Annotated in this window: 19 protein-coding genes; 9 read left to right on the forward strand and 10 right to left on the reverse strand. The window is 40.1% G+C overall.

The features are described 5' to 3' along the window. Window positions 1-39 precede the first annotated feature (39 nt). Entirely contained in the window at window positions 40-1,515 is a 1,476-nt protein-coding gene (putP, locus tag HU823_RS18425; RefSeq protein ID WP_144704084.1) for a sodium/proline symporter PutP, read from the reverse strand. A 420-nt stretch (window positions 1,516-1,935) separates the two neighbouring features. On the opposite strand from putP, the gene HU823_RS18430 reads away from it, so the two are divergent. Continuing rightward, on the forward strand, window positions 1,936-3,846 hold the full coding sequence (locus HU823_RS18430) for an ABC-F family ATP-binding cassette domain-containing protein (RefSeq protein WP_197222978.1): 1,911 nt from the start codon (window positions 1,936-1,938) through the stop codon (window positions 3,844-3,846). A gap of 238 nt (window positions 3,847-4,084) precedes the next feature. Further along, window positions 4,085-5,062 (forward strand): nuclease-related domain-containing protein, encoded by a 978-nt coding sequence (locus tag HU823_RS18435; RefSeq protein ID WP_197222979.1) that lies wholly within the window; start codon window positions 4,085-4,087, stop codon window positions 5,060-5,062. A gap of 52 nt (window positions 5,063-5,114) precedes the next feature. Here the strand turns inward: HU823_RS18435 and HU823_RS18440 are convergent, their stop codons facing one another. Both HU823_RS18440 and HU823_RS18445 read right to left on the reverse strand, forming a co-directional pair. Further along, the gene (locus HU823_RS18440) at window positions 5,115-6,671 is read right to left on the reverse strand and encodes an ABC-F family ATP-binding cassette domain-containing protein (protein WP_144704074.1); all 1,557 of its coding nucleotides are present in this window, start codon (window positions 6,669-6,671) and stop codon (window positions 5,115-5,117) included. Between the two features lie 141 nt (window positions 6,672-6,812). Beyond that, window positions 6,813-6,974, reverse strand: coding sequence for a hypothetical protein (locus HU823_RS18445; RefSeq protein WP_186320646.1), 162 nt, complete (start codon window positions 6,972-6,974; stop codon window positions 6,813-6,815). A 390-nt stretch (window positions 6,975-7,364) separates the two neighbouring features. Between HU823_RS18445 and HU823_RS18450 the strand changes: the two genes are divergently transcribed. The 5 genes from HU823_RS18450 (at window position 7,365) to qoxD (ending at window position 13,115) form a co-directional block, all read left to right on the forward strand. After that, window positions 7,365-8,717 carry an L-cystine transporter gene (locus HU823_RS18450; RefSeq protein WP_186320657.1) on the forward strand — a complete coding sequence of 451 codons (1,353 nt, stop codon included), beginning with the start codon at window positions 7,365-7,367 and terminating at the stop codon, window positions 8,715-8,717. 408 nt (window positions 8,718-9,125) lie between these two features. Continuing rightward, window positions 9,126-10,106, forward strand: coding sequence for a cytochrome aa3 quinol oxidase subunit II (qoxA, locus tag HU823_RS18455; protein WP_370630126.1), 981 nt, complete (start codon window positions 9,126-9,128; stop codon window positions 10,104-10,106). Between the two features lie 18 nt (window positions 10,107-10,124). Beyond that, window positions 10,125-12,065, forward strand: coding sequence for a cytochrome aa3 quinol oxidase subunit I (gene qoxB / locus HU823_RS18460; protein ID WP_144704065.1), 1,941 nt, complete (start codon window positions 10,125-10,127; stop codon window positions 12,063-12,065). Between the two features lie 14 nt (window positions 12,066-12,079). Then, window positions 12,080-12,700, forward strand: a complete 621-nt coding sequence (gene qoxC, locus HU823_RS18465; protein ID WP_144704062.1) for a cytochrome aa3 quinol oxidase subunit III — start codon at window positions 12,080-12,082, stop codon at window positions 12,698-12,700. Continuing rightward, complete coding sequence (gene qoxD, locus HU823_RS18470; RefSeq protein WP_144704059.1) at window positions 12,693-13,115, forward strand: cytochrome aa3 quinol oxidase subunit IV; 423 nt, start codon at window positions 12,693-12,695, stop codon at window positions 13,113-13,115. Before qoxC ends, qoxD begins: the two co-directional genes overlap by 8 nt. A 250-nt stretch (window positions 13,116-13,365) precedes the next feature. Here the strand turns inward: qoxD and HU823_RS18475 are convergent, their stop codons facing one another. The 7 genes from HU823_RS18475 to pdxK all read right to left on the reverse strand — a co-directional run bounded on the left by HU823_RS18475 (window position 13,366) and on the right by pdxK (window position 19,685). Next, a complete protein-coding gene (locus HU823_RS18475) occupies window positions 13,366-14,328 on the reverse strand; it encodes a nuclease-related domain-containing protein (RefSeq protein ID WP_197222980.1) in 963 nt (320 codons plus the stop codon). Window positions 14,329-14,427: 99 nt separating this feature from the next. Continuing rightward, window positions 14,428-15,699: a glutamate-5-semialdehyde dehydrogenase gene (locus HU823_RS18480; protein ID WP_197222981.1), complete on the reverse strand. Its 1,272-nt coding sequence runs from the start codon at window positions 15,697-15,699 to the stop codon at window positions 14,428-14,430. Window positions 15,700-15,745: 46 nt separating this feature from the next. Further along, complete coding sequence (gene proB / locus HU823_RS18485) at window positions 15,746-16,879, reverse strand: glutamate 5-kinase (protein WP_197222982.1); 1,134 nt, start codon at window positions 16,877-16,879, stop codon at window positions 15,746-15,748. 290 nt (window positions 16,880-17,169) lie between these two features. Beyond that, window positions 17,170-17,433, reverse strand: coding sequence for a spore morphogenesis/germination protein YwcE (locus HU823_RS18490; RefSeq protein ID WP_231607547.1), 264 nt, complete (start codon window positions 17,431-17,433; stop codon window positions 17,170-17,172). A gap of 217 nt (window positions 17,434-17,650) precedes the next feature. Beyond that, window positions 17,651-18,295: a bacillithiol biosynthesis deacetylase BshB2 gene (gene bshB2, locus HU823_RS18495; RefSeq protein WP_197222983.1), complete on the reverse strand. Its 645-nt coding sequence runs from the start codon at window positions 18,293-18,295 to the stop codon at window positions 17,651-17,653. A 13-nt stretch (window positions 18,296-18,308) separates the two neighbouring features. Next, window positions 18,309-18,659, reverse strand: a complete 351-nt coding sequence (locus HU823_RS18500) for a YojF family protein (protein ID WP_144704046.1) — start codon at window positions 18,657-18,659, stop codon at window positions 18,309-18,311. A gap of 213 nt (window positions 18,660-18,872) precedes the next feature. Then, on the reverse strand, window positions 18,873-19,685 hold the full coding sequence (pdxK, locus tag HU823_RS18505; RefSeq protein ID WP_197222984.1) for a pyridoxine/pyridoxal/pyridoxamine kinase: 813 nt from the start codon (window positions 19,683-19,685) through the stop codon (window positions 18,873-18,875). Between the two features lie 295 nt (window positions 19,686-19,980). Here pdxK and treP point away from each other — a divergent pair, with 295 nt between their 5' ends. Both treP and treC read left to right on the forward strand, forming a co-directional pair. Further along, window positions 19,981-21,384, forward strand: a complete 1,404-nt coding sequence (gene treP / locus HU823_RS18510) for a PTS system trehalose-specific EIIBC component (protein ID WP_144704043.1) — start codon at window positions 19,981-19,983, stop codon at window positions 21,382-21,384. Between the two features lie 81 nt (window positions 21,385-21,465). After that, a complete protein-coding gene (gene treC / locus HU823_RS18515; RefSeq protein WP_197222985.1) occupies window positions 21,466-23,154 on the forward strand; it encodes an alpha,alpha-phosphotrehalase in 1,689 nt (562 codons plus the stop codon).

Consider the following 23,154-nt stretch of genomic DNA (forward strand, 5'->3'; position numbering starts at 1 on the left):
AAAAAGCGCTCCTGTAGTCAGGAACGCTTTTTGTTTACATTATTTTAAATCATCAAGTGTCTCTTCCATGTCATCAAACTGGTTTTGAACCTTTTTAGATGGATTTTTCGTTAATGAACTCACAATAAGAATTGCGATTAAGCTTAAGAAGAATCCAGGAATCATCTCATACACTTGTTCTTTAAGGTCTGGGAACTGTACCCAAGTAAGAACTGTAACAGCACCAACGATGATACCTGCTAAAGCACCCCACTTCGTCATCTTCTTCCAGAAGAGACTTAACAGAATAAGCGGTCCGAAAGCTGAACCAAATCCTGCCCATGCATAACCTACGAGGCTAAGAATGGTATCACTAGGGTTCAATGACAACAATACAGCGATTACGGCTACAATAAGTACCGCAATACGGCCGATCATAACGAGTTCCTTCTGAGAAGCATCTTTCTTTAAGAATTGCTTATAAAAGTCTTCTGTAACAGAAGAGGATGTAACTAATAACTGAGAAGAAATCGTACTCATGATTGCAGCTAGAATGGCTGCTAATAAGAAACCAGTAATTAGCGGGTGGAACAACAAGTTAGCAAATTCGATGAATACTGTTTCAGGATCTGCAAGTTCTCTTCCTTCTCTAGCAAACCAAGCAACACCAATCAATCCTGTGAGAGATGCACCGATAAGAGAGATAATCATCCAGCTCATACCGATTCTTCTTGCTGTTTTAATATCTTTTACAGATGTGATCGCCATAAAACGAACAATGATATGTGGTTGTCCAAAGTAACCGAGTCCCCAAGCTAAAAACGATATCAACCCAAGAGTGGTCAATCCTTTTGTTGCTTGAAGAAGGGATGGGTCAACCCCGCGAACTGTATCGATAACTGTTTGCGTGTCACCGATATCAGTAAACGCAACGATAGGCACTAAGATCAATGCGACGAACATGATACAGCCTTGAACAAAATCCGTCCAACTTACTGCAAGGAATCCTCCAAATAGTGTATAAGCTACAACTACCCCAACCGTAATCAACATACCAGTTAGATAAGTTGTACCGAATGCACTTTCAAACAGCTTACCGCCAGATACAAGTCCAGCAGATGCGTAAAGTGTGAAGAAGATAATGATTACAAGTCCAGAAACGATTCGTAGAATCTTTTGTGTATCGTTAAAACGATTTTCAAGGTAATCAGGAATGGTAATGGAATCATCTGCGACTTCAGTATACGTACGAAGACGAGGTGCTACAAGAATGTAGTTTAGATAAGCACCGATAGCGAGTCCGACAGAGATCCAAATTGAGCTGATCCCGTCAGTGAACATCGCACCTGGAATACCCATCATCATCCAACCACTCATGTCTGATGCTCCGGCTGAAAGTGCAGTAACTGCAGGACCTAATCCTCTTCCACCCAACATGTAGTCATTTAGATCAGATGTTTTTTTGTAAGCCCAATATCCGATATAAAGCATACCGGCCATGTAAATAACTAAAGAAATAATAACTCCTGTTTGCATGTAAAAATTTCTCTCCTTTTCTTTTTTCATGAAATGGGTCATGTTAGTTTGCTCAACGGATGACTTGTTTATGAAAAAGTTGGCAGGTTGTTTCTTAGAGCTTTTTATTTGCAAAAAGAGCTTGCGAGGAATAACAGAAAAAAACTTGAAGTCAAAAGCGCGGTCAATAAACGCATTAAAAATCTTGCCGGATTAATTTAAAACCCAGCATCAACTACAAGAAAAAAGCAAAGCCGATGTGTGAATTGAAAATAGGTGGCATCCGTTTTGAGCAAAAAACGTGCCCACTTCTTTTCAGAACATGTTTTACACTATAACAAAAATTCCAAAAAGAATGCAAATCATAACCGAAAGATGCTATTCTGACAGGGTTAAGCTACAATAGAATGCAAAGACATTAGCCTAAGGAATGATATGGTTTTGAGTATTTTATTAGTTGAAAATCTATATAAAACATATGGTGAAAAAACGCTGTTTGACGATATCACTTTTTCAATCAGCGATAAGCAAAGAATCGGACTCATCGGACCGAATGGAACAGGTAAGTCCTCGTTATTAAAAGCAATAGCTGGGTTCGAACCAGCCGAACGAGGAACACTCTCTCATGCGAACACATTTCAGATTGAATATGTGGCACAAGAACCTGAACTCAATGAAGAGTTATCCGTTCTTGACCAAATTTACTTTGGTGATTCTCTCATCATGAAAACGATGCGGGAATATGAACAAGCCCTCCTCGATCTGGAATCTGATCCATCAAACGAAAAGAAACTGAAGCGTTTGATGAACAGTCAGCAAAAGATGGATGAAAATGAGGCATGGGAAGCGAACACCATCGCAAAAACGGTGCTCACAAAGCTTGGTCTTCGTGACTTTTCTCGTCAAGTGAAGCATTTAAGCGGTGGGCAAAAGAAGCGTGTGGCGATCGCAAAAGCACTCATTCAACCTGCAGATCTACTGATTTTGGACGAGCCTACAAACCATCTTGATAATGAAACGGTCGAATGGCTAGAAACGTTCTTAGGAAACTATAAAGGCGCCTTATTAATGGTTACCCATGACCGTTATTTCCTAAACCGCGTAACTAACAACATCTTTGAGCTCGATAATGGGAAACTTTATGTTTATGAGGGGAACTACGAAACGTACTTAGAGAAAAAGGCTGAACGTGAAGAAATCGCCCTTCAGAACGAAGATAAGCGACAAAACACACTTCGCCGCGAATTAGCGTGGTTACGCCGTGGTGCGAAAGCGCGAACTACAAAACAGAAAGCTAGAATTCAACGAGTTGAAACTTTGCAAGAAGAAACAGGTCCTGCAGTGAAAGGCTCTGTTGAGTTTGCGATCGGATCTCAACGACTTGGTAAAAAAGTGATTGAAGTAGAAGGCTTGAGCAAAAGTTTAGATGGAAAAGAGTTAGTTAAAGACCTGGATTATTTAATTGTTCCGGGTGAACGACTTGGAATCATCGGGCCAAATGGAAGTGGAAAAACCACTTTATTAAATATGTTAGCAGGTAGAATGAGTCCTGATTCAGGTTCCGTTGAAGTAGGGGAAACGGTTAAGATCGGCTACTACACACAAGATCACGAAGAACTCGACGGCAACTTGCGTGTAGTCGATTATATTAAGGAAACCGCACAGGTTATCACGACGGTAGATGGTCAGACGATTACCGCTGAACAGATGCTCGAACGTTTCCTGTTTCCACGCTATATGCAATATACGTATATTCGTAAGTTATCAGGCGGAGAGAAACGCCGCTTGTACATGCTAAAGGTATTAATGGAAGAGCCGAACGTGCTGTTTTTGGATGAGCCTACAAACGATTTGGACATTCAAACGTTAGGGATTTTAGAAGAGTATTTAGAAAATTTTCCTGGCGTAGTGTTGACGGTTTCCCATGACCGCTACTTTTTAGACCGTGTCGTCGATCATCTTCTTGCATTCGAAGGAAACACAGAGGTTGTAAGGTTTCAAGGCAGCTATTCGGACTATATGGACGAGAAGAAAGAACGTGATGAACAGGCTGCTGCGGTGAAGAAAGAGGCTTCGTCTGTAGAAGTGACGGAACCTCCTGCACAGCATCGTAAAGAAAAGAAGAAAAAGCTGTCGTACAAAGATCAGCAAGATTGGGATACGATTGAAGAACGAATCATGAACCTTGAAGAGAAGAAGGAACAGATCGAATCGGAAATCGTCGCTGCTGGCAGTGATTTTGGCAAGATTAGCGAGCTTATGGCTGATCAGAAAAAAGTGGAGAGTGAACTTGAAGCTGCGATGGAACGATGGGAAGAGCTTTCTCTGTTAGTGGAAGAGATGAATAGTTGATTGGGTGGGCACCTCTTGCTGTTAGCAGGGGGTGTTTTTTACACTGTAAAAGCGGAGAATTTGGATGAAGACTTATAAAAATTTTTGAGGACTTATAAAATCCATTGAAGACTTATAAATTTTTTTGAAGACTTATAAATCAGTATGAGGACTTATAAAAAAATTTCTCCTTTTCATGAAAGGAAAATTAGTGACAATTGTTGAATTTTTATAAGCAAATTAAGCGTGAGGTGATGATTTGATAGTAAAAGAAAGAACAAAACCGTTAACACTTTTCAAACTAGATTCATTATTAGAAAGAATGCCTCTGAATTTCTCCAAAAAACCGGATATTTTAAGTGATAGGGCAAAATTTAATGCTGGGTTTAATGGAGAGAAGTCCCTTGATTATCATTTAAGTGATTTACCTGTAGAAAACTATTATATTTTCCACGATTTAAGGCTCCCAAGAGATAAAACGCAAAAACAATACTTCCAGCTTGATTCTCTCATCATAACTCCACACTATTGTTTAATTATAGAAGTTAAGAATTTAATAGGAAACCTGTATTTTGACCATCAATTTAACCAAGTGATTCGCACCAGAAACGGTATTGAAGAAGCGTTTCCTGATCCGATTATACAGGTTGAATTTCAAGCTTCATGTTTTAAGGAATGGCTTTCCTCTTATAAGTTTGCTGATATCCCTATCTTTTATTTGGTAGTAATAACTAATATTCACTCAGTAATTAAAATTTCTCCTTCATATAAGAAAAGTCAAAATAAAATTGTTAGAGGCAAAGACTTGATTCTGACGATTCATCGTTTGACAAAGAATTATACTCAAAATCATTTATCTCAAAAAGATATAAATAAATTGAGTAAACTTTTAATAAAGAATCATAAACAGATAAATAATGATATTTTAAAACAATATGAGATAAAAAAAGAGGATTTAGCCACAGGAGTTATTTGCCCTAATTGTGGTAACTTACCGATGAAAAGAGCAATGAGACACTGGCTTTGTTTAACATGTTCTAATAAGAATGCTGATGCACATGTAAAAGCTATTCATGATTATGGACTCTTGATAAATCCTCAAGTTAAAAATGAAGAATTACGAAACTTCTTGCATCTTAATTCCTCTACTAGCATGTATAAAATTCTCCGTGCAATGGATTTAAAACCAAATGGCTCAAGAAAAGCCGCAACCTATACCATCCCATTACCAAAATAACTCCCAAATAAAAAACCCCCATCCAAAGATGAGGGCTAGCAAACAGATTTACTTAAAACACTTTCGTCGTCCAGCTTTCACAGTTCCAAACGTCATTTGCAACTTCTTTATAAAATTCAGGTTCATGGGAAATCAACAGCACACTGCCTTTGAAAGCCTTCAATGCACGCATTAACTCGTCTTTTGCTTCTACGTCTAAATGGTTTGTTGGCTCATCGAGAACAAGAACGTTGTTTTCGTGGTTGATTAGCTTACATAGACGAACCTTCGCCTTTTCTCCACCACTTAGTACTTCAACTTTACTCTCGATGTGTTTAGTCGTTAGGCCACACTTCGCGAGAGCAGCACGAACCTCATGATGTGAGAAACCAGGAAATTCACTCCAGATTTCATCGATACATGTATTATAGTTCGCTGACTTCACTTCTTGCTCGAAATAACCGATCTCTAGGTTTTCACCGCGCTCAACGGAACCTGAAACAGGGGTGATCTCACCAAGGATGCTGCGAAGTAAAGTTGTTTTACCGATACCGTTCGCACCGACTAAAGCAATTTTTTGACCGCGTTCCATACGCAGGTTCAACGGTTTAGAAAGTGGTTCGTCATATCCGATAACAAGATCTTTCGTTTCAAAGATCAGTTTGCTTGGTGTGCGCGCTTCTTTAAAATTGAACTCCGGCTTTGGTTTTTCTTTAGCGAGTTCAATAACATCCATCTTATCAAGTTTCTTTTGTCGGGACATGGCCATGTTTCGAGTGGAAACACGTGCTTTGTTACGTGCAACGAAATCCTTCAATCCGGCAATCTCTTGCTGTTGACGTTTAAATGCTGCTTCCAACTGAGATTTTTTCATCTCATGGACAGATTTAAAGTGGTCGTAATCTCCAACATAACGGTTTAACTCTTGATTTTCCATGTGATAGATCAAGTTGATAACGCTGTTTAAGAAAGGAATATCATGCGAGATTAAGATGAACGCATTTTCGTACTCCTGCAGATAGCGTTTCAGCCACTCGATATGCTGCTCATCCAGATAGTTTGTCGGCTCATCCAGCAATAAGATCTCTGGCTTTTCTAATAAAAGCTTAGCAAGCAATACTTTTGTACGCTGCCCACCACTTAGATCGTGTACGTCACGGTCTAAACCGATATCATCAAGACCAAGTCCACGCGCGATCTCTTCAACTTTTGCATCGATCACGTAAAAGTCGTTGTTCGTTAATGTATCTTGAATGACACCAACATCTTCAAGCATCTTTTCAAGCTCTTCAGGTGTCGCTTCACCCATTTTTTCGTACATGCTGTTCATTTCGTTTTCCATATCAAGCAAGTATTGAAACGCGCTCTTCAACACATCGCGGATCGACATGCCTTTTTGTAGGACCGTGTGCTGATCAAGATAGCCGACACGTACCTTTTTAGCCCATTCTACTTTACCTTCATCAGGCTTTAGTTTGCCTGTAATAATATTCATAAATGTTGATTTACCTTCACCATTAGCACCGATCAATCCGATGTGCTCACCTTTAAGCAGACGGAAGGAAACATCATTAAATATGGCACGATCGCCAAAACCATGGCTTAAGCCTTGCACCGTTAAAATACTCATCTATATAACACCTTTTCTGTCAGTAATTTGTACCCTCTTGATTATAGTATTGAATGGGGAAGGAACTCAATAGGTGCATACGTAATCTTAAAAAAGAAAAAGCACCCATGGAAGATTTTCCAAGAGTGCCATGATCGTTATCTATTCCTGCTCACCAGTTCGGTTCTTAAATGCTTCTTTTGTTGCAAGGTTCACTGAATCTGTTTCATCCGACTTTTCAACCAATCGATTCTGAAGGGTATTATCAGGAAATCTTCCCGGATGACCTTGTTTTTTATGTTCGAACGATTTTCCGCGTGCCATATTTTTTCACTCCTCAATCTCTTTAAAGTATATTTTGCCCACATACAGATGTATTTATGAATCATTTCATCATGGATATGACACGCGTCGAGATTCATTCTAGTACCAAGTCATAAGAATTTGTTACAAAAACAAGCATATCTTAGTTTTAAGTTGAATATATCTGTATCACAACTAAATATTTCACCTGTGACTACGGCATAAACACACTAATGATGGGCTTACTCTTATTAAAAGCTTGTCTTTTTTTGTGTGAGGAGGTGGCAGCCAAAAAACGTTCTACTGGTAATCCCTACTTGACAGATGGGTTTAATTGTATTAATTTAATTTAGTTAACTAAAGGGGGGCTTGTAGGTGACTACTGGTTTAGTTTTATCGAATATTGCAATTATGCTTATACTATTGGGTGTTTTGTATTACATGCAAAAAAAGCACGTTTCATTCTCTAAGCGTGTTTTTACGGGTCTTGGTCTAGGGATTTTGTTCGGACTTGGACTTCAGTACGGGTATGGAGCTGACTCTGAGGTAGCAGCTAAATCGACTGACTGGTTCAATTTAGTCGGTGGTGGTTATGTAACGTTCTTAAAAATGATCGTTGTTCCACTCGTATTTATTTCGATCCTTTCAGCGTTTACGCGTCTGAACTTAAAAGGAAACATCGGAAAACTTAGTGGATTGATCATAGGAATCTTAATAGGTACAACTGCAATTGCCGCGGTTGTCGGAATTGCAACTTCAACGGTTTTCGATCTTGAGGCTGTTCAGATCGAGCAAGGAGATGCAGAAACAGCGCGCGGTGAGCAGATGGAAGGTACGTTTGCTGAAGTGAAAGATCTTACGCTTCCACAACAGGTTCTTTCATTATTACCAGCTAACCCATTCTTAGATTTCACAGGAGCTCGTCCGACTTCGACGATCGCTGTCGTTATCTTTGCTGCATTCTTGGGCGTGGCTTATCTTGGAGTCAAACGCAAGCAAGAGGAGCATGCAGAGCTTTTTGCTAAAATCGTTGATGCGTTTTATGCAGTTATCATGCGAGTAGTAACGTTGATTCTTCGTCTAACTCCATATGGGGTTCTTGCGCTAATGACCAAAACAGTTGCACTAAGTGATATGGATGCAATCGCAAAACTAGGTAAGTTCGTAATTGCTTCATATGTAGCATTGCTGATCATGTTCGGCATTCACTTATTGCTTTTAACATTTGCAGGTTTGAATCCAATTACTTATATGAAGAAATCATTCCCGGTATTATCCTTTGCTTTCACATCTCGTACGAGTGCAGGCGCACTTCCTTTAAATATTCGTACGCAAAAGAGCATGGGTGTACCTGATGGAATCGCGAACTTCTCAGGTTCATTCGGTCTTTCGATCGGACAAAACGGATGTGCTGGAATTTATCCGGCGATGCTTGCGGTCATGATAGCTCCAACAGTCGGAATCGATCCGTTGTCTCCATCGTTCTTGTTGACATTGGTTGTAGTTGTAGCACTAAGTTCATTTGGTGTAGCAGGTGTTGGAGGCGGAGCGACGTTTGCGGCGATCCTGGTACTTTCCGCAATGGATCTTCCTATCGCTTTAGCAGGTCTATTGATCTCTGTTGAGCCATTGATCGACATGGGTCGTACCGCTGTTAACGTAAGTGGTTCGATGACTTCTGGACTTTTAACAAGTAAGGTGCAGAATCAGCTCGATACGAATGTTTATAATGATACCGAAAATCAAGTTGAAGTAAGCGCATAAAAGTAAAATAATAACGATCTTGTCTTATACAGGCAAGGTCGTTTTTTATTTGAAAAAATTACATAGGCAGGTGTATGTTGGTTGGTTTTAGGGTAAAAAGTAAAAACTGAACTTTTAAAAATCTCAAGACTGTTTACCAATGGAAGAAGTCTCTTCCAAAATCGTGAACATTCTATGTCGAAACTGTGATAAAGTTGTGAGCTTTATTTGAAGTAATCGTGACATTTGTTGTGGATAGAGTCACATTTATTAGGATTCTGGTACTATGAAAGCAAAGGTTTTTGTCATTTAAATTTTTGCCTATGTTTTACATTGTGATTTAATTCACAATGCTCTATAATCACTCTTGGTTCGTTTTTTATTAGGCAAAAGTAAATGCTTGTAAATAGAGAAAGGAAGGTGGACCTGGTGATGCGACGGTTTAAGCCGTTTTTTACATTCGGGTTATTGATGGCCGTATTTATGCTTAGCGGCTGCAGCGATATGATTGTTTTAGATCCAAAAGGACCTGTAGGAGCAGAGCAGAGGGATCTGATCATGTATTCCATCTGGTTTATGTTATTTATCCTAATAGTTGTTTACGCACTTACTGCTTTTATTGTTTATAAATATCGTGATCGCAAAAACCATAAAGGCTATGATCCAGATAATGAAGGAAGTCATCTTCTTGAAACGATTTGGTGGATCATTCCTATCATCATCGTTATTGCATTAGCGATTCCAACGGTAAAGAGTATCTATTCTCTTGAAGGACCTCCTGAAAAGTCAAAAGATCAAAAGCCATTGGTGATCCATGCAACATCTGTAAACTGGAAATGGGTGTTCTCATATCCAGAGCAAGATATTGAAACAGTTAACTATCTTCATATTCCTGAAGATCGACCTGTTTTGTTCAAGCTGACTTCAGCTGATTCGATGGCATCGTTCTGGGTACCTCAATTAGGTGGTCAGAAATATGCGATGGCTGGCATGGAGACAGAGCTTTACCTGCAAGCTGACGAGCAAGGGACGTATGAAGGACGTAACTCCAACTTTACTGGTGAAGGATTTACTAATCATACGTTTGATGTGATGGCAATGTCCGATGCAGAGTTCGAAAAATGGGCGAGCGAAACAAAAGCTGATGCTCCTGAGCTTTCGAAGGGGCAGTATGACAAGCTGATGCTTCCTGGTCATGTGAAAGAAATGACTTTCTCTTCTACTCACTTAGATTGGGTAGACCATGCTACAAACGCTGAATACGCGTTAGATGCTCGCGAACGTTTGGGTTATGAAGAGAAGATTCCTCACTCAAGAGCAGCGAAGGAAGAAAAGAAGAAGCGTGAAGAAGAGATGAAGAAGCTAGAAGAATCTGAATCAGAGTCTCATGGGGATTCTCATGCCCATTAACAGAGGAGGCATTTCAATATGAAATGGGATGAATTTTTCGTAACAGGCGACCCGATGATTTATGGTGCTGACGTATCCATCGTACTAACGATGGTGGGTATCCTGTTCTATCTTACTAAATATAAAAAATGGAAATGGTTGTGGGACGAATGGCTTACAACAGTTGACCATAAAAAACTAGGTATCATGTATATCGTTTCCGCTGTATTGATGCTGTTCCGCGGTGGGGTAGATGCCCTCTTAATGCGTACACAGCTAGCGGTTCCAGAGGCTAAGTTCCTCGATTCACAGCACTATAACGAAATCTTTACAACACACGGTACGATCATGATCATCTTCATGGCGATGCCGTTCTTGATCGGTTTGATTAACGTCGTTGTTCCATTACAAATCGGAGCTCGTGACGTAGCTTATCCTTATTTAAACGCAGTTAGTTTCTGGACGTTCTTTATTGGTGCGATGTTGTTCAACATCTCATTCGTTATCGGTGGATCTCCATCAGCAGGTTGGACGAGTTACATGCCGCTTGCGAGTAACGAGCTCAGTCCAGGACCTGGACAGAACTATTATCTGCTCGGTCTACAGATCGCAGGTATTGGTACGCTCTTAACCGGTATTAACTTCTTAGTTACGATTCTTAAGATGCGTGCGCCGGGAATGACATTGTTCCGTATGCCAATGTTCACTTGGTCATCACTTGTAACAATGGTTATCATTATTTTCGCTTTCCCGATTCTTACTGTAGCACTAGCACTTATGACATTTGACCGTTTATTCGGCAGCCATTTCTTCACTCTGCAAGGAGCGGGAATGGATATGCTTTGGGCCAACCTTTTCTGGCTATGGGGTCACCCTGAGGTATATATCGTAATTCTGCCGGCATTCGGTATGTTCTCAGAGATTATCTCTACGTTCTCTAGAAAAACGCTATTTGGTTACAAAGCCATGATTTGGTCTATGCTTTTAATCGCAGGATACAGTTTCTTGGTTTGGGTCCATCACTTCTTTACGATGGGTTCAGGAGCACTTGTTAACTCTGTATTCTCCATCACAACGATGGCGATCGGTATACCGACCGGGGTTAAGATCTTTAACTGGTTGTTTACGATGTACAGAGGTAAGATTCAATTTACGACCCCGATGCTTTGGTCACTCGGATTTATCGTGAACTTCGTAATCGGTGGGGTTACAGGTGTCATGCTAGCCATGGCAGCAGCTGACTATCAGTACCACAACACATACTTCCTAGTATCTCACTTCCACTATGTGTTGATCGCGGGTACAGTATTTGCTTGTTTCGCTGGTTTGATCTACTGGTATCCGAAGATGTTTGGTTACAAGCTGAACGAACGTATCGGTAAATGGGTATTCTGGGTATTCACAATCGGATTTAACGTATGTTTCTTCCCACAATACTTCCTTGGTCTAGACGGTATGCCTCGTCGTGTTTACACGTACAGCGAAGAGTCTGGCTGGGGTCCATTGAACATGGTATCTACGATCGGTGGATTCATGATGGGGATCGCATTCTTAATCCTTGTTTACAATATGTACTACAGCTTCCGTTACGCGAAGCGTGAAACAACTGGAGATGCTTGGGATGGCCGTACTTTAGAATGGTCTACGCCTACAGCAATGCCTCCATTCTATAACTTTGCTAAGATTCCTGAAGTAACAGGTCTTGATCACTTCTGGAGACAGAAGCAAGCTGGAAAAGTTGAGAAGTTAAAAGTTGAAGATATTAAACCGATTCATATGCCAAGTAACTCTGGTGTTCCATTCATCATGGCATCTTTCTTCTTTGTTGCCGGATTCGGAATGGTGTTCGACTGGATGTGGATGGCGATCGCTGGAATGATCGGTGTGTTTGCAACATTGTTCTATCGTTCATTCGAGTATGATGATGGTTATTATGTAAGTGTTGAAGAAGTAATCGAAACAGAAAAGATTTCTAAATAAGGAGGCGTGAAAAAATGGCACATGCAGAAACACACGACCCCAACACGCCTTTAGAGTATCGTTCGGAGACTGGGCGTTTAAATATTCTCGGTTTCTGGATTTTCCTCGGGGCAGAAATCGCGTTGTTCGCGACATTATTTGCAACTTATATGGTTTTAGAACATCGTATCGCTGATGGTCCATCACCTGGTGAGCTATTTGAAGTAAAGAGTTTGTTAATCCAAACGTTCTTGCTCTTAACAAGTAGTTTTACCTGTGGACTTGCGGTTCATGAGATGCGCCGTCAAAATGTAAAAGGTTTGATCACTTGGATGGCCATCACTTTAGGTCTTGGTCTTGGATTCCTTTATTTTGAGATTGAAGAGTTCTTACACTTCATTCACGAAGGTGCTAATATCGGTACAAGTGCAGCATGGTCAGGGTTCTTCGTTCTTGTAGGTACTCACGGTGCTCACGTAACGTTCGGTATCTTCTGGGTAACGATGGTCTTGATTCAAGTAGCTAAGCGCGGTCTAACGCCAGCTACATCTGCAAAAGTTTTCATCACCAGTCTATACTGGCACTTCTTAGACGTAGTGTGGATCTTTATCTTCACAGCCGTTTATCTGATGGGGATGGTGATGCATAATGGCTAATAAAACTGTAGCTAATGAACACCACGGCTTTCCGTGGAAACATTTAATCGGTTTTGTGTTATCCATCGTGCTAACACTATTCGCACTTTGGATTGCGCTTGAAACAGATCTATCAATGACTTGGATTTTAATTATCATTTTCGGTTTTGCTTTCCTACAAGCTGCTCTTCAGCTCTTGATGTTCATGCACGTAACAGAGAACTCGACGAAGAGTAACTTAACGAGCCGTGTACAGATCGGTAACATCCTATTTGCAGCATTCGTTGCGATTGTTATCGTAATCGGTTCTGTTTGGGTAATGGCAGCAGGTCACGCGAAGCATGATAAGCACCAGCACTCACCGAAGACTGAAAACCATGAGAATCATGGTGGAGGTAGTGAGCATGATTCGGGTGAACATGGGAGTCATGAATAATAATTAAACATTTGAAAGCCTCTTGCTAGGGATTATTTCTTTAGCAAGAGGCTTTTTTGCATTTATTGGTGGCCTTTACACGTGATTGTATTAAGTAAACTGTGGATTCATGAGCGATTCGAGAGGTTTGTGAGCGATTCGAGAGGTTTGTGAGCGATTCGAGAAGTTTGTGAGCGATTCGAGAAGTTTATGAGCGATTCGAGAAGTTTGTGAGCGAATCAAAAATTTGGTCATCGACTCCTTAAGAATCTCAATACGGATCAGGTAGTGTGTAAACTCTTCCTTTCTTTCCACCTGTATGAGGTAAGTTCATATCATTAAGTAGTCGCTTTCCTATATGCCTAGATGAAAGACATAGGAATTCACATAACTGTTTATTAGTTATGCTTTTTCCAAACAAAAGGACATAATCAGAAAGTGAAGAAAGGTGAAGGTCTTTACTTTTATGCAAACATTTAGGACAAAGCCAAACAGCTTTTTTTCGCACAACCGGCAAATAAAAACACTCCGTACAATAAACGCCCTTGATGATATCTTTTTCTTCAATCCCATACCTTTTGAGAAGATCAGGGTTTTCAGGACAATGATGTCGAACAAGCAATTTGGAGAGTTTAGTGACCTCTTTTATCGTCAGCTTCTCGTCCGTATACATCTTATCAATCATCTTAATTTTCTCCTGCAAATAGGGACTATGAGTAATATAATGAAGGACATCTTTATTTGAGGGAGGGGCTTTAATAATGGTTCTCGAATTGCTCATCACAACCAGTGAGCGAACAGGGATTGGAGGTATTCGGTTTTTTATCATCCATTCAATAAGGTGAGATTGTTGGCGCTTTACTTGGAAAATAGGATTCCGAAAAGCTTCTTCGGATCCATCATCTTTTACTCTGATGACTTGGTTGAGATGGTCAAAAACCAAGGTTCCAGTAATGTATTTCACTTCGAGGTTTAAGAGATAACGAGGGGAGAGAAGCAGGGTGTCGATCTGGAAATAACTTTCATGCGCTGTAAGCCTCAGGTCATGCATAACAGAGAAGTCCCGAAAAGGTTTTAAAAAGTAGTCATTCGACTGCTCACCAAAATGTCCGGCTAACCTTCCACTTAATTCATCTTCCATGGTCAAATATTTGGGGTGAAGCTTAATCACTCGTCGATGCATAACTTCAAGCTTTCTAATCCTTATAGACTTTCCGCGATCTTTAACTAACATAAACGACCTCCTTTTGAAAAACATTCTCTCACCATCCTAGCTTCACCTTCTTTATTTCTACAAAAAAAAGCCCCAACTAAGGGACTGTTTACAATATAATTATCTAACCTGTCCGTCACCAGTCATACGATACTTAATCGTCGTTAGTGCTGGCAGTCCCATTGGACCACGAGCATGAAGCTTTTGTGTGGATATACCGATCTCTGCTCCGAATCCTAGCGCTGACCCATCCGTAAAACGTGTAGACGCGTTATGGTAAACGGCAGCTGCGTCAACACTGTTTAAGAAAGCAACAGCATTTTCTGGATTTTCAGTTACGATTGCTTCAGAATGCTTTGTGCCATAACGTTCAATATGGGCAACAGCTTCTTCGGCAGAGCTAACCACTTTAACTGCAACGGCTAAACTTAAATATTCTTCAGCCCAATCCTTTTCATTAGCAGGTATTACATCGGGCAATAACTCTGCTGCTTTTTCATCGCCATGCACTTCAATATCGTACTTATCAAAAAGAGCTGTAACTTGTCCAGCATGATCATTCAGCCATGCTTCATGGAAAATAAACGTCTCTGCGGCATTACAAACAGCCGGTCGATCTGTTTTGGCGTTCTCCATGATGCTCAGGGCTTTATCAATATCTGCAAACTGATCAATATAAATGTGACAATTGCCGACACCTGTCTCTAAGACTGGAACTGTAGCATTCTCAACAACCGTTCTAATGAGATTTCCGCCACCACGAGGAATTAACACATCAATATGCTCTTTCATCGTAAACAATTGACCCGCTGCTTCGCGATCTGTAGAAGCAATAAATTGGACAGCATCTTCGGGAATTTTTGTTGCTCTTAATGCTTTATGAATAACAGAGACAATCGCTGAGTTTGAATGAATAGCGTTGGAACCGCCTTTTAGTACGATCGAGTTTCCAGACTTTAATGCAAGTCCTGTCGCATCCACTGTTACGTTTGGTCGTGCTTCATATATCATACCGATCACACCTAATGGTACACGAACTTGCTCTACGTTTAATCCGTTATCAAGTGTCCAGTCAGACAGAATTTCACCTACAGGATCCTTTAACTCAACAACCTCTCGTAGTCCGTTAGCAAACTCTTTAACGCGGTCTTCTGTTAAGCGCAAACGATCCATTAAAGCTTCAGAGAAATTATTGTTTTCACCATTAACTAGATCTTTTTTGTTTTGTTCTAAGATAAAATCTGTTTCGCTTTCTAACGTATCAGCAATCACCAGTAGTGCTTTATTTTTATCTTTTTCACTGAGGAGTGCCAGTTTTTTTGAAGCTTCCTGTGCTAACTTTGCTTGGTCTTTCACATCACTATTTTTGGTTGTACTTTTAAAAGTACTCATCCAACGCCTCCTTGTATATTAAACCTTACATTTTCGAAAATCTATATTAGTGAATAGGTACTGCCAAACGAGTGTGGCAGACTAAATCATTGTTATTAATGGCTTCTTCAGGGCCGACTTCAGCCAGCTCATCACGCGAAATACCTTTAATCTTGATCAACTGTTTAGAAGAATAATTCGATACACCAAGACCCACTTCATTTCCGTCTAAATCTTTGATGCGAACAACTGAACCTTTTTTAAAATGACCACTTACGTAGCGAATGCCTGTAGGATAAAGACTTTTGAGCTCATCAATACCTTGCTTCGCTTTATTCGAGACTACGATCTCACCTTCTGGACCAGAGTGGAAAGCAATCCATTGTCGCTTTGTATCAAGATTGAATTCACTTTTACCAGGAACAAAATACGTTCCTCTGGCCTTGCCGATAACGGCTTTGTGAATGATATCTGGTGATGTTGCATTGCCAAGGAAAGATGAAATTCCAGAAGCCATTGCGATTTTTACAGCATCAATCTTTGAACGCATGCCTCCAGTACCTACCGCACTTCCAGGTTCTCCTGCAGATTCCTCGATTTCCGGTGTAATTTCACTAACTTTCGTTAAAAGTTTTGCATTAGGATTTTTTCGAGGGTCATTCGTGTAAAGCCCATCGATATCAGATAGAATGATGAGCTGATCCGCATCAACAAGTCCTGCCACTTTTGCCGAAAGCGTGTCATTGTCACCAAACTTAAGTCGCTCTACTGTAACCGTGTCATTTTCGTTTACGATTGGTATGATTCCTCGATCTAAAAGAACGTTGATCGTGTTTCGGGCATTATGGTAACGATCACGGTCAGAAAAGTCACTTCTCGTAATTAAAATCTGTGAAGCGGTATAACCGTGAGATATAAAACGTTCAGAATAAGATTCCATTAACAAACCTTGCCCGATCGATGCAGCCGCTTGTTTTTCAGCAAGAGATGTAGGACGGTTCAAACAGCCTAAACGTCTATATCCTGCTGCCACTGCGCCTGAAGATACGAGTAATACCTCGTGGCCGTCATCTTTTAATTTAACGACTTCATCAACGAGTCGCTCTAATTTATGTCTGCTAATATCACCAAGTCTGCTCGTTAAAGAACTGGACCCAATTTTAATTACAATTCGTTTGTTTTTTGATTCGTTAATTATCATATCTGTTAAAAATCACTCCTGTTTTGTAAGTTATAAGAATTCATTTTCCGTTCAAAATTTCAACGGTAACGAGTATAACATGGTGAGATTTAAACACAACAGGTATTGATGAGATAGTGTAGAAAACAAGCAAATAGTGAAGAAAACAGAAGAAAAGCGGGATAATTAGGTCATAGGAGTTGAGGGGATGTGAGGACGTGATATGGAAGTATATATTAGAAAATCTGAATGAGATAAATTCCCAATAAATACAAAAACCCCTCTAATAATAGAGGGGATGAAAGTTTAAATTAATATTTTGCTTTTTCCATCTTTCGTTTCGCCAAATATGGACGGCCCCATACGATGTATGCTGCATAATGAGCAAAAACAACATTTGCGATGAATACGGTGATGAAGAAACTGTGTACGAATAAGCTTAAGCTATCATTAGCCATGAATAACACAACGTAAGTCCATAAAAGGGCGATGAACGGCGTTTGCCATAAGGCTAACTTACGACTATCATTCCATAAAAATAATGGCGTGGCAGTCGCTACAAATAAGTAAACCATAAAAACATCCATTACTAATCAACCCCTTGAAGTATTGTTTACGCTTACAATTTTGACGAATTAGCGTCTAAATTGTGAACGATTTGTTACAATTAGTATACCACAATATCAGGAAAATGCTACATGGATTTGTACATTTTTTTGAAAATTCAAGTATTTCCCCAAAAAAATAACCCACGGCCTTCAAAGGCCAATGGGTTAATTAACCTTTATTCGTTTATAAAGGATAACGCCAAAATCTCTCATTTTTTACCCAAGCCAGCATGGCAGGATCTTTATCAACGCTATCTACTAGCCATTGTGTTTGAGATCGATGTGCTTTGATACAGTTCATTTTTTCTGCAAAAACATCCGAGATATCTGTCACTACATGTGGAGCTCCTAAATCTTCCTCAGAATTTTTTGCGAAAGCCACACATAATAGTTCCGGGCGATCCATCTCAGGCATGCTTCCTACTGCACGCACGACTGCTCTTGCTGTAGCTTCATGGTCAGGGTGTACGCTATATCCTGGATAAAAAGTGATGAGACGTGTTGGCTTTACCTCATCGATAACAGCTAAGAATTGATCTGCTAAAAATTTCTCATCTTCAAATTCTACCGTTTTATCGCGTAATCCAAACTGTCGCAGATCTTGAATGCCTACTGCATCACAGGCATCTTTTAGCTCTTTTTGCCGAATAAGTGGAAGCGATTCACGAGTAGCAAATGGTGGATTTCCCATATTTCTGCCCATCTGACCGAGCGTTAAGCAAATATAAGTAACGGGTAATCCCTTTTTAGTGTGCTGAGCAATCGTCCCCGACACTCCGAACGCTTCATCGTCTGGATGGGGGAAGATCACGAGTAAATGATCATCCATTTATATATCCTCCTTATACATCAAATGGGGAAGAGCTCAGTTGAAGAGCTACTGCAAGTCTACCTTCAGCGTCATGACCTGCCATCAGTAATCTTCCTTCAGAATCGATTTCCCAATGTGTTAAACCTTCTGCATAAATCCATCCTAGCTCAATTTTTAAGCCAACACGGTAGGGGCCGTTTCCCATGATTTTTCCTGATAAGGGTGTTACTTTACCATTTCGAATATATGCGTTAACGGTTAGAACACTCTCGTTATTATGATTGGCATATGCGCCATTGGTTGTTTCTAAATGTAGATAAAGTTCTTTTCCAATAAGCTGATCCAGTGTTTTCTGGACTTCGTTGGTTTGTATGAGCTGCATATCTTCACACTCCAGTGCTGAATAGATGTACTTATTATAATTCAAATTCTTAAATAACGTGTATGATATGCCTATCATTTTAAAAAGCTGAACGTAAAACTGTGAAAGTAGTTGGTCGGTCCACGAATGATGTCGTTTTTCAGATTTGTAGTCATAAAGATTTTTTTATAGAACAAAAAAGACCGATCAAAGATGATCAGTCTTCACTAAAAATTATTTGTTTAATTTATCACGGTAAGCACCATGCCAAGTTGGTCCTACATATTGGTTAATTTCGAACCCTGCTGAGATAGCTTCTGTAATGAAATCTTTTGCCGTTAAGATAGCTTCGCGTACTGGCTTTCCTTTAGCAAGTTCAGCTGTAATCGCTGCTGAGAACGTGCAGCCTGCTCCATGCGTCCACGTTGTTTCAATTCTTTCAGATTCTAAAACTTCAAACTCTTGTCCATCATAAAGTACGTCAACGGCATTTTCGTGTTCAAGTTTTGCGCCGCCTTTAACGATTACATATTTAGCTCCATTCGCTTGAATCTTATGAGCAGCTTCCATCATCTGTTCAACAGTCGTGATCGGTTCCATACCAGCTAGTTGAGCAGCTTCAAATAGATTTGGTGTTACGACAGTCGCTTTAGGGACCAGTACATTTTGAAGTGTACTAGCAAGTTCAGGGTGTAGAGGTTCTGCGCCTTTACAAACCATAACTGGGTCTACTACAACGTTTTGAAGATCGTGTTTTTCAATGAGATCTGCGGTTATCTGGATAGCTTCCACGGATGCAAGCATACCAGTCTTTAATGCATCAAGACCAATTCCAGAAACAACCGTTTCTAATTGTGCTTTGAATAGATCGTTAGGAAGCAAGAATACTTCATGAAACCAATCACGATGTGGGTCTTGGGCAACCACAACATTCAGAGCAGTCATACCGTACACGCCTAGCTCTTGAAAAGTTTTTAAATCAGCTTGAATACCAGCTCCACCGCTTGTATCTGATCCTGCAATCGTAAGTGCTTTTTTAGGTGACATCATAAAATCTCCTTTATTCTCGTTTCTCTATATGTAACAGATTATAGCAAAAAATAAGGAGAAAAGAAAAAGTAGCTGATTACGGTAAATTTCACCATATGATCGAAGTGATTGACATATTTGTATATACAGGTTAAATTATTTTTGTAAGATGTATATACAAGTTTGGGGTTTTATGAAAACGCTTAGACACATTATTAGGGTGAACAAGTTTTCATTGAATGATAGTTAAGGGTATAGAGATATATGGCTTTTTTATCAGGTGAAATGGAAACGGTTTCTAGGAGGGAACAGAATGAGCAAAATACGCGAATCAGCTGAACAGATCGTCGAAGCTCTCGGCGGTAAAGAAAATATATCAGCAGCCACTCACTGTGTAACGCGCCTTCGTCTTGCTCTTAAAGACGAGGGGAAAGTAGACGAGAAGGCTTTAGAGAATATTGATCTTGTAAAAGGTTCCTTTTCTACAAACGGCCAATTTCAAGTCGTGATTGGGCAAGGAACGGTTGATAAGGTTTATAACGAGTTCATTGATATTACAGGTACAGGGCGAGCGTCGAAAGAAGATATAAAGGATGAGGCGAGTAAGAAGCTCAATCCACTGCAACGAGCGATTAAAGCGTTAGCAGATATTTTTATCCCGATACTTCCTGCGATCGTAACGGCAGGTCTACTGATGGGGATCAACAACATCCTGACTGGCCCGGATATTTTTTATGATAAGAAATCTTTTATTGATGTTCATCAGAACTGGGCTGATCTAGCAGGGATGATCAACTTGATCGCGAATACGGCTTTCGTGTTCTTACCTGGTCTGATCGGTTGGTCAGCGGTTAAAAAGTTTGGTGGAAGTCCATTACTTGGTATCGTTCTCGGACTGATGCTTGTCCATCCAGATCTGTTGAACGCATGGGATTACGGAAAGACAAAGGACATTCCAACATGGAACTTATTTGGTCTACCCATTGAAAAGGTAGGTTATCAAGGTCAAGTGTTGCCGGTTCTAATCGCATCTTATTTTTTAGCAAAAATAGAACTTTTCTTGAAAAAACGTATTCCTGATGCTTTGCAGCTATTATTAGTAGCTCCAATTACATTATTAGTAACAGGATTTTTAGCGTTTATCGTTATCGGACCGATCACGTTTACGATCGGTAATAGCATTACAGACTTTTTCGTATCCATCTTTGATAACTTTGCATGGTTAGGTGGGTTGATCTATGGTGGTTTCTACTCTCTACTTGTTGTTACAGGAATGCATCATACGTTCTTAGCAGTCGACCTGCAGCTTATCTCTAACACAGGTGGTACTTTTCTTTGGCCGATGCTTGCACTATCAAACATTGCACAAGGTTCTGCAGCACTTGCGATGTTTATGGCAACACGTGATGAAAAGCTTAAAGGACTCGCTGGAACGTCAGCATTATCAGCGTATCTTGGAATCACTGAGCCAGCGATGTTTGGAGTGAACTTACGCTTCCGTTATCCGTTCATCTTCGCGATGATTGGTTCTGCTATCGCTGGGATCGTGATTACAGTTGCCGGTGTTCGCGCTTCATCCATTGGAGTAGGCGGTATACCTGGATTCCTTTCCATCTTGCCAGGAAGCTGGGGATCATTCTTTATCGGAATGGGAATCGCACTTGTCGTACCGTTTGTATTAACGTACCTTTATGCAAAAGTAAAAAAATCGAAGTAGACTATTAAACAAAAACGACCGGAAGGGCACTATTTTATTTCCGGTTGTTTTCATTACTAAAACAAATATGGCGGTGAAAGTATGAAGAAGGAACCATGGTGGAAGCGATCTGTTGTGTATCAAATCTATCCAAAGAGCTTTAACGATACGACAGGAAACGGAACAGGAGATATTGACGGAATCATAAAGAAGTTAGATTATCTTAAAGACTTAGGAGTAGACGTTCTATGGCTTACTCCGATCTATGACTCTCCTCAACGTGACAACGGTTATGACATCCGGGACTATTACAAAATCTTTGAAGATTATGGAACGATGGAGGACTTTGATCGTCTGCTTCAAGAGGCACACCAGAGAGATCTGAAGATCATCATGGATATCGTAGTGAACCATACAAGTACAGAGCATGAATGGTTTAAACAATCACGTCTGTCAAAAGATAATCCTTATCGTGATTTTTATATCTGGAAAGATTCTGGTAAAGATGGAGAGCCTTCAAATTGGGTTTCAAAATTTGGTGGATCCGCTTGGAGGCTTGATGAAGAGACCGGTCAATACTATCTCCACTTATTTGATGTCACACAAGCGGATCTAAACTGGGAGAACACAGAAGTTCGTCAGCGCGTTTATGAGATGATGAACTATTGGTTTGAAAAAGGGGTAGATGGCTTCCGTCTAGATGTGATCAACCTGATTTCAAAAAATCAAGATTTTCCTGATGATGATGGCTCTATAGCACCAGGTGATGGCCGGAAATTCTACACAGATGGTCCGCGTGTGCACGAATTTATGCAAGAGATGAACAAGGAAGTGTTCTCAAAATATGATGTTCTCACAGTAGGTGAGATGTCATCCACAACAATCGATAATTGCATCAAGTATACGAATCCAGAGCGAAACGAATTAAGCATGACTTTCAATTTTCATCACTTAAAAGTCGATTATCCGAACGGTGAAAAATGGAGCATCGCTGATTTTGATTTTCAAAAATTAAAAGACATACTTTCGACTTGGCAAGTGGAGATGCATAGGGGTGGTGGATGGAACGCGTTATTCTGGTGCAACCATGATCAGCCGCGAATCGTATCACGCTACGGTAATGACGGTGAATATCGTGTGCAATCTGCAAAAATGCTGGCGACTACGATTCATATGATGCAAGGCACACCTTATATCTATCAAGGCGAAGAGTTTGGGATGACAAACCCTAAATTCACAAAGATTAATCAGTACCGTGATGTAGAGTCGTTAAACATGTTCAATCTATTAATAGAAGAAGGTTATACAGAAGAGGAAGTCCTAGAGATTCTTAAGCATAAATCACGTGATAATTCTCGTACACCTGTTCAATGGAATAATAGTGAAAATGCAGGTTTTACTACAGGGGAACCTTGGATTCCGGTTGCGTCAAACTTTAAAGAAATCAATGCCGAGGCAGCCATAAATGATGAGAACTCTATTTTCTATCATTATCAAAAGCTCAATAAACTAAGAAAACAAATAGATGTAATCACATATGGCGATTATCAATTGATTCTTGAAGATCATCCTGAAATTTTCGCTTATGTCCGTAACGCTGACAATGGGGAAAAACTTCTTGTCGTGAATAATTTTTATTGCAAGAGCACAGATTTTGAACTGCCAAAATCCATTGATCTTACAGATCTATCAGGAGAAGTATTAATCAGTAATTATGAAGGTACACCAGAAGACCTTTCTTCCTTTTCATTACGACCGTATGAATCTGTCGTTTTTCACTTAAAAAAATAA

It is taken from the genome of Fictibacillus sp. 18YEL24, assembly GCF_015903855.1.
Classification (GTDB): Bacteria; Bacillota; Bacilli; order Bacillales; family Fictibacillaceae; genus Fictibacillus; species Fictibacillus phosphorivorans_C.

Bases quoted from the DNA above. Each gene is read 5' to 3' on its own strand.
- putP (WP_144704084.1), bottom strand. From the start codon at position 1,515: ATGCAAACAGGAGTTATTATTTCTTTAGTTATTTACATGGCCGGTATG.
- HU823_RS18440 (WP_144704074.1), bottom strand. From the start codon at position 6,671: ATGAGTATTTTAACGGTGCAAGGCTTAAGCCATGGTTTTGGCGATCGT.
- HU823_RS18445 (WP_186320646.1), bottom strand. From the start codon at position 6,974: ATGGCACGCGGAAAATCGTTCGAACATAAAAAACAAGGTCATCCGGGA.
- HU823_RS18450 (WP_186320657.1), top strand. From the start codon at position 7,365: ATGCTTATACTATTGGGTGTTTTGTATTACATGCAAAAAAAGCACGTT.
- qoxB (WP_144704065.1), top strand. From the start codon at position 10,125: ATGAAATGGGATGAATTTTTCGTAACAGGCGACCCGATGATTTATGGT.
- qoxC (WP_144704062.1), top strand. From the start codon at position 12,080: ATGGCACATGCAGAAACACACGACCCCAACACGCCTTTAGAGTATCGT.
- qoxD (WP_144704059.1), top strand. From the start codon at position 12,693: ATGGCTAATAAAACTGTAGCTAATGAACACCACGGCTTTCCGTGGAAA.
- HU823_RS18475 (WP_197222980.1), bottom strand. From the start codon at position 14,328: ATGTTAGTTAAAGATCGCGGAAAGTCTATAAGGATTAGAAAGCTTGAA.
- HU823_RS18480 (WP_197222981.1), bottom strand. From the start codon at position 15,699: ATGAGTACTTTTAAAAGTACAACCAAAAATAGTGATGTGAAAGACCAA.
- proB (WP_197222982.1), bottom strand. From the start codon at position 16,879: ATGATAATTAACGAATCAAAAAACAAACGAATTGTAATTAAAATTGGG.
- HU823_RS18490 (WP_231607547.1), bottom strand. From the start codon at position 17,433: ATGGTTTACTTATTTGTAGCGACTGCCACGCCATTATTTTTATGGAAT.
- bshB2 (WP_197222983.1), bottom strand. From the start codon at position 18,295: ATGGATGATCATTTACTCGTGATCTTCCCCCATCCAGACGATGAAGCG.
- HU823_RS18500 (WP_144704046.1), bottom strand. From the start codon at position 18,659: ATGCAGCTCATACAAACCAACGAAGTCCAGAAAACACTGGATCAGCTT.
- pdxK (WP_197222984.1), bottom strand. From the start codon at position 19,685: ATGTCACCTAAAAAAGCACTTACGATTGCAGGATCAGATACAAGCGGT.
- treP (WP_144704043.1), top strand. From the start codon at position 19,981: ATGAGCAAAATACGCGAATCAGCTGAACAGATCGTCGAAGCTCTCGGC.
- treC (WP_197222985.1), top strand. From the start codon at position 21,466: ATGAAGAAGGAACCATGGTGGAAGCGATCTGTTGTGTATCAAATCTAT.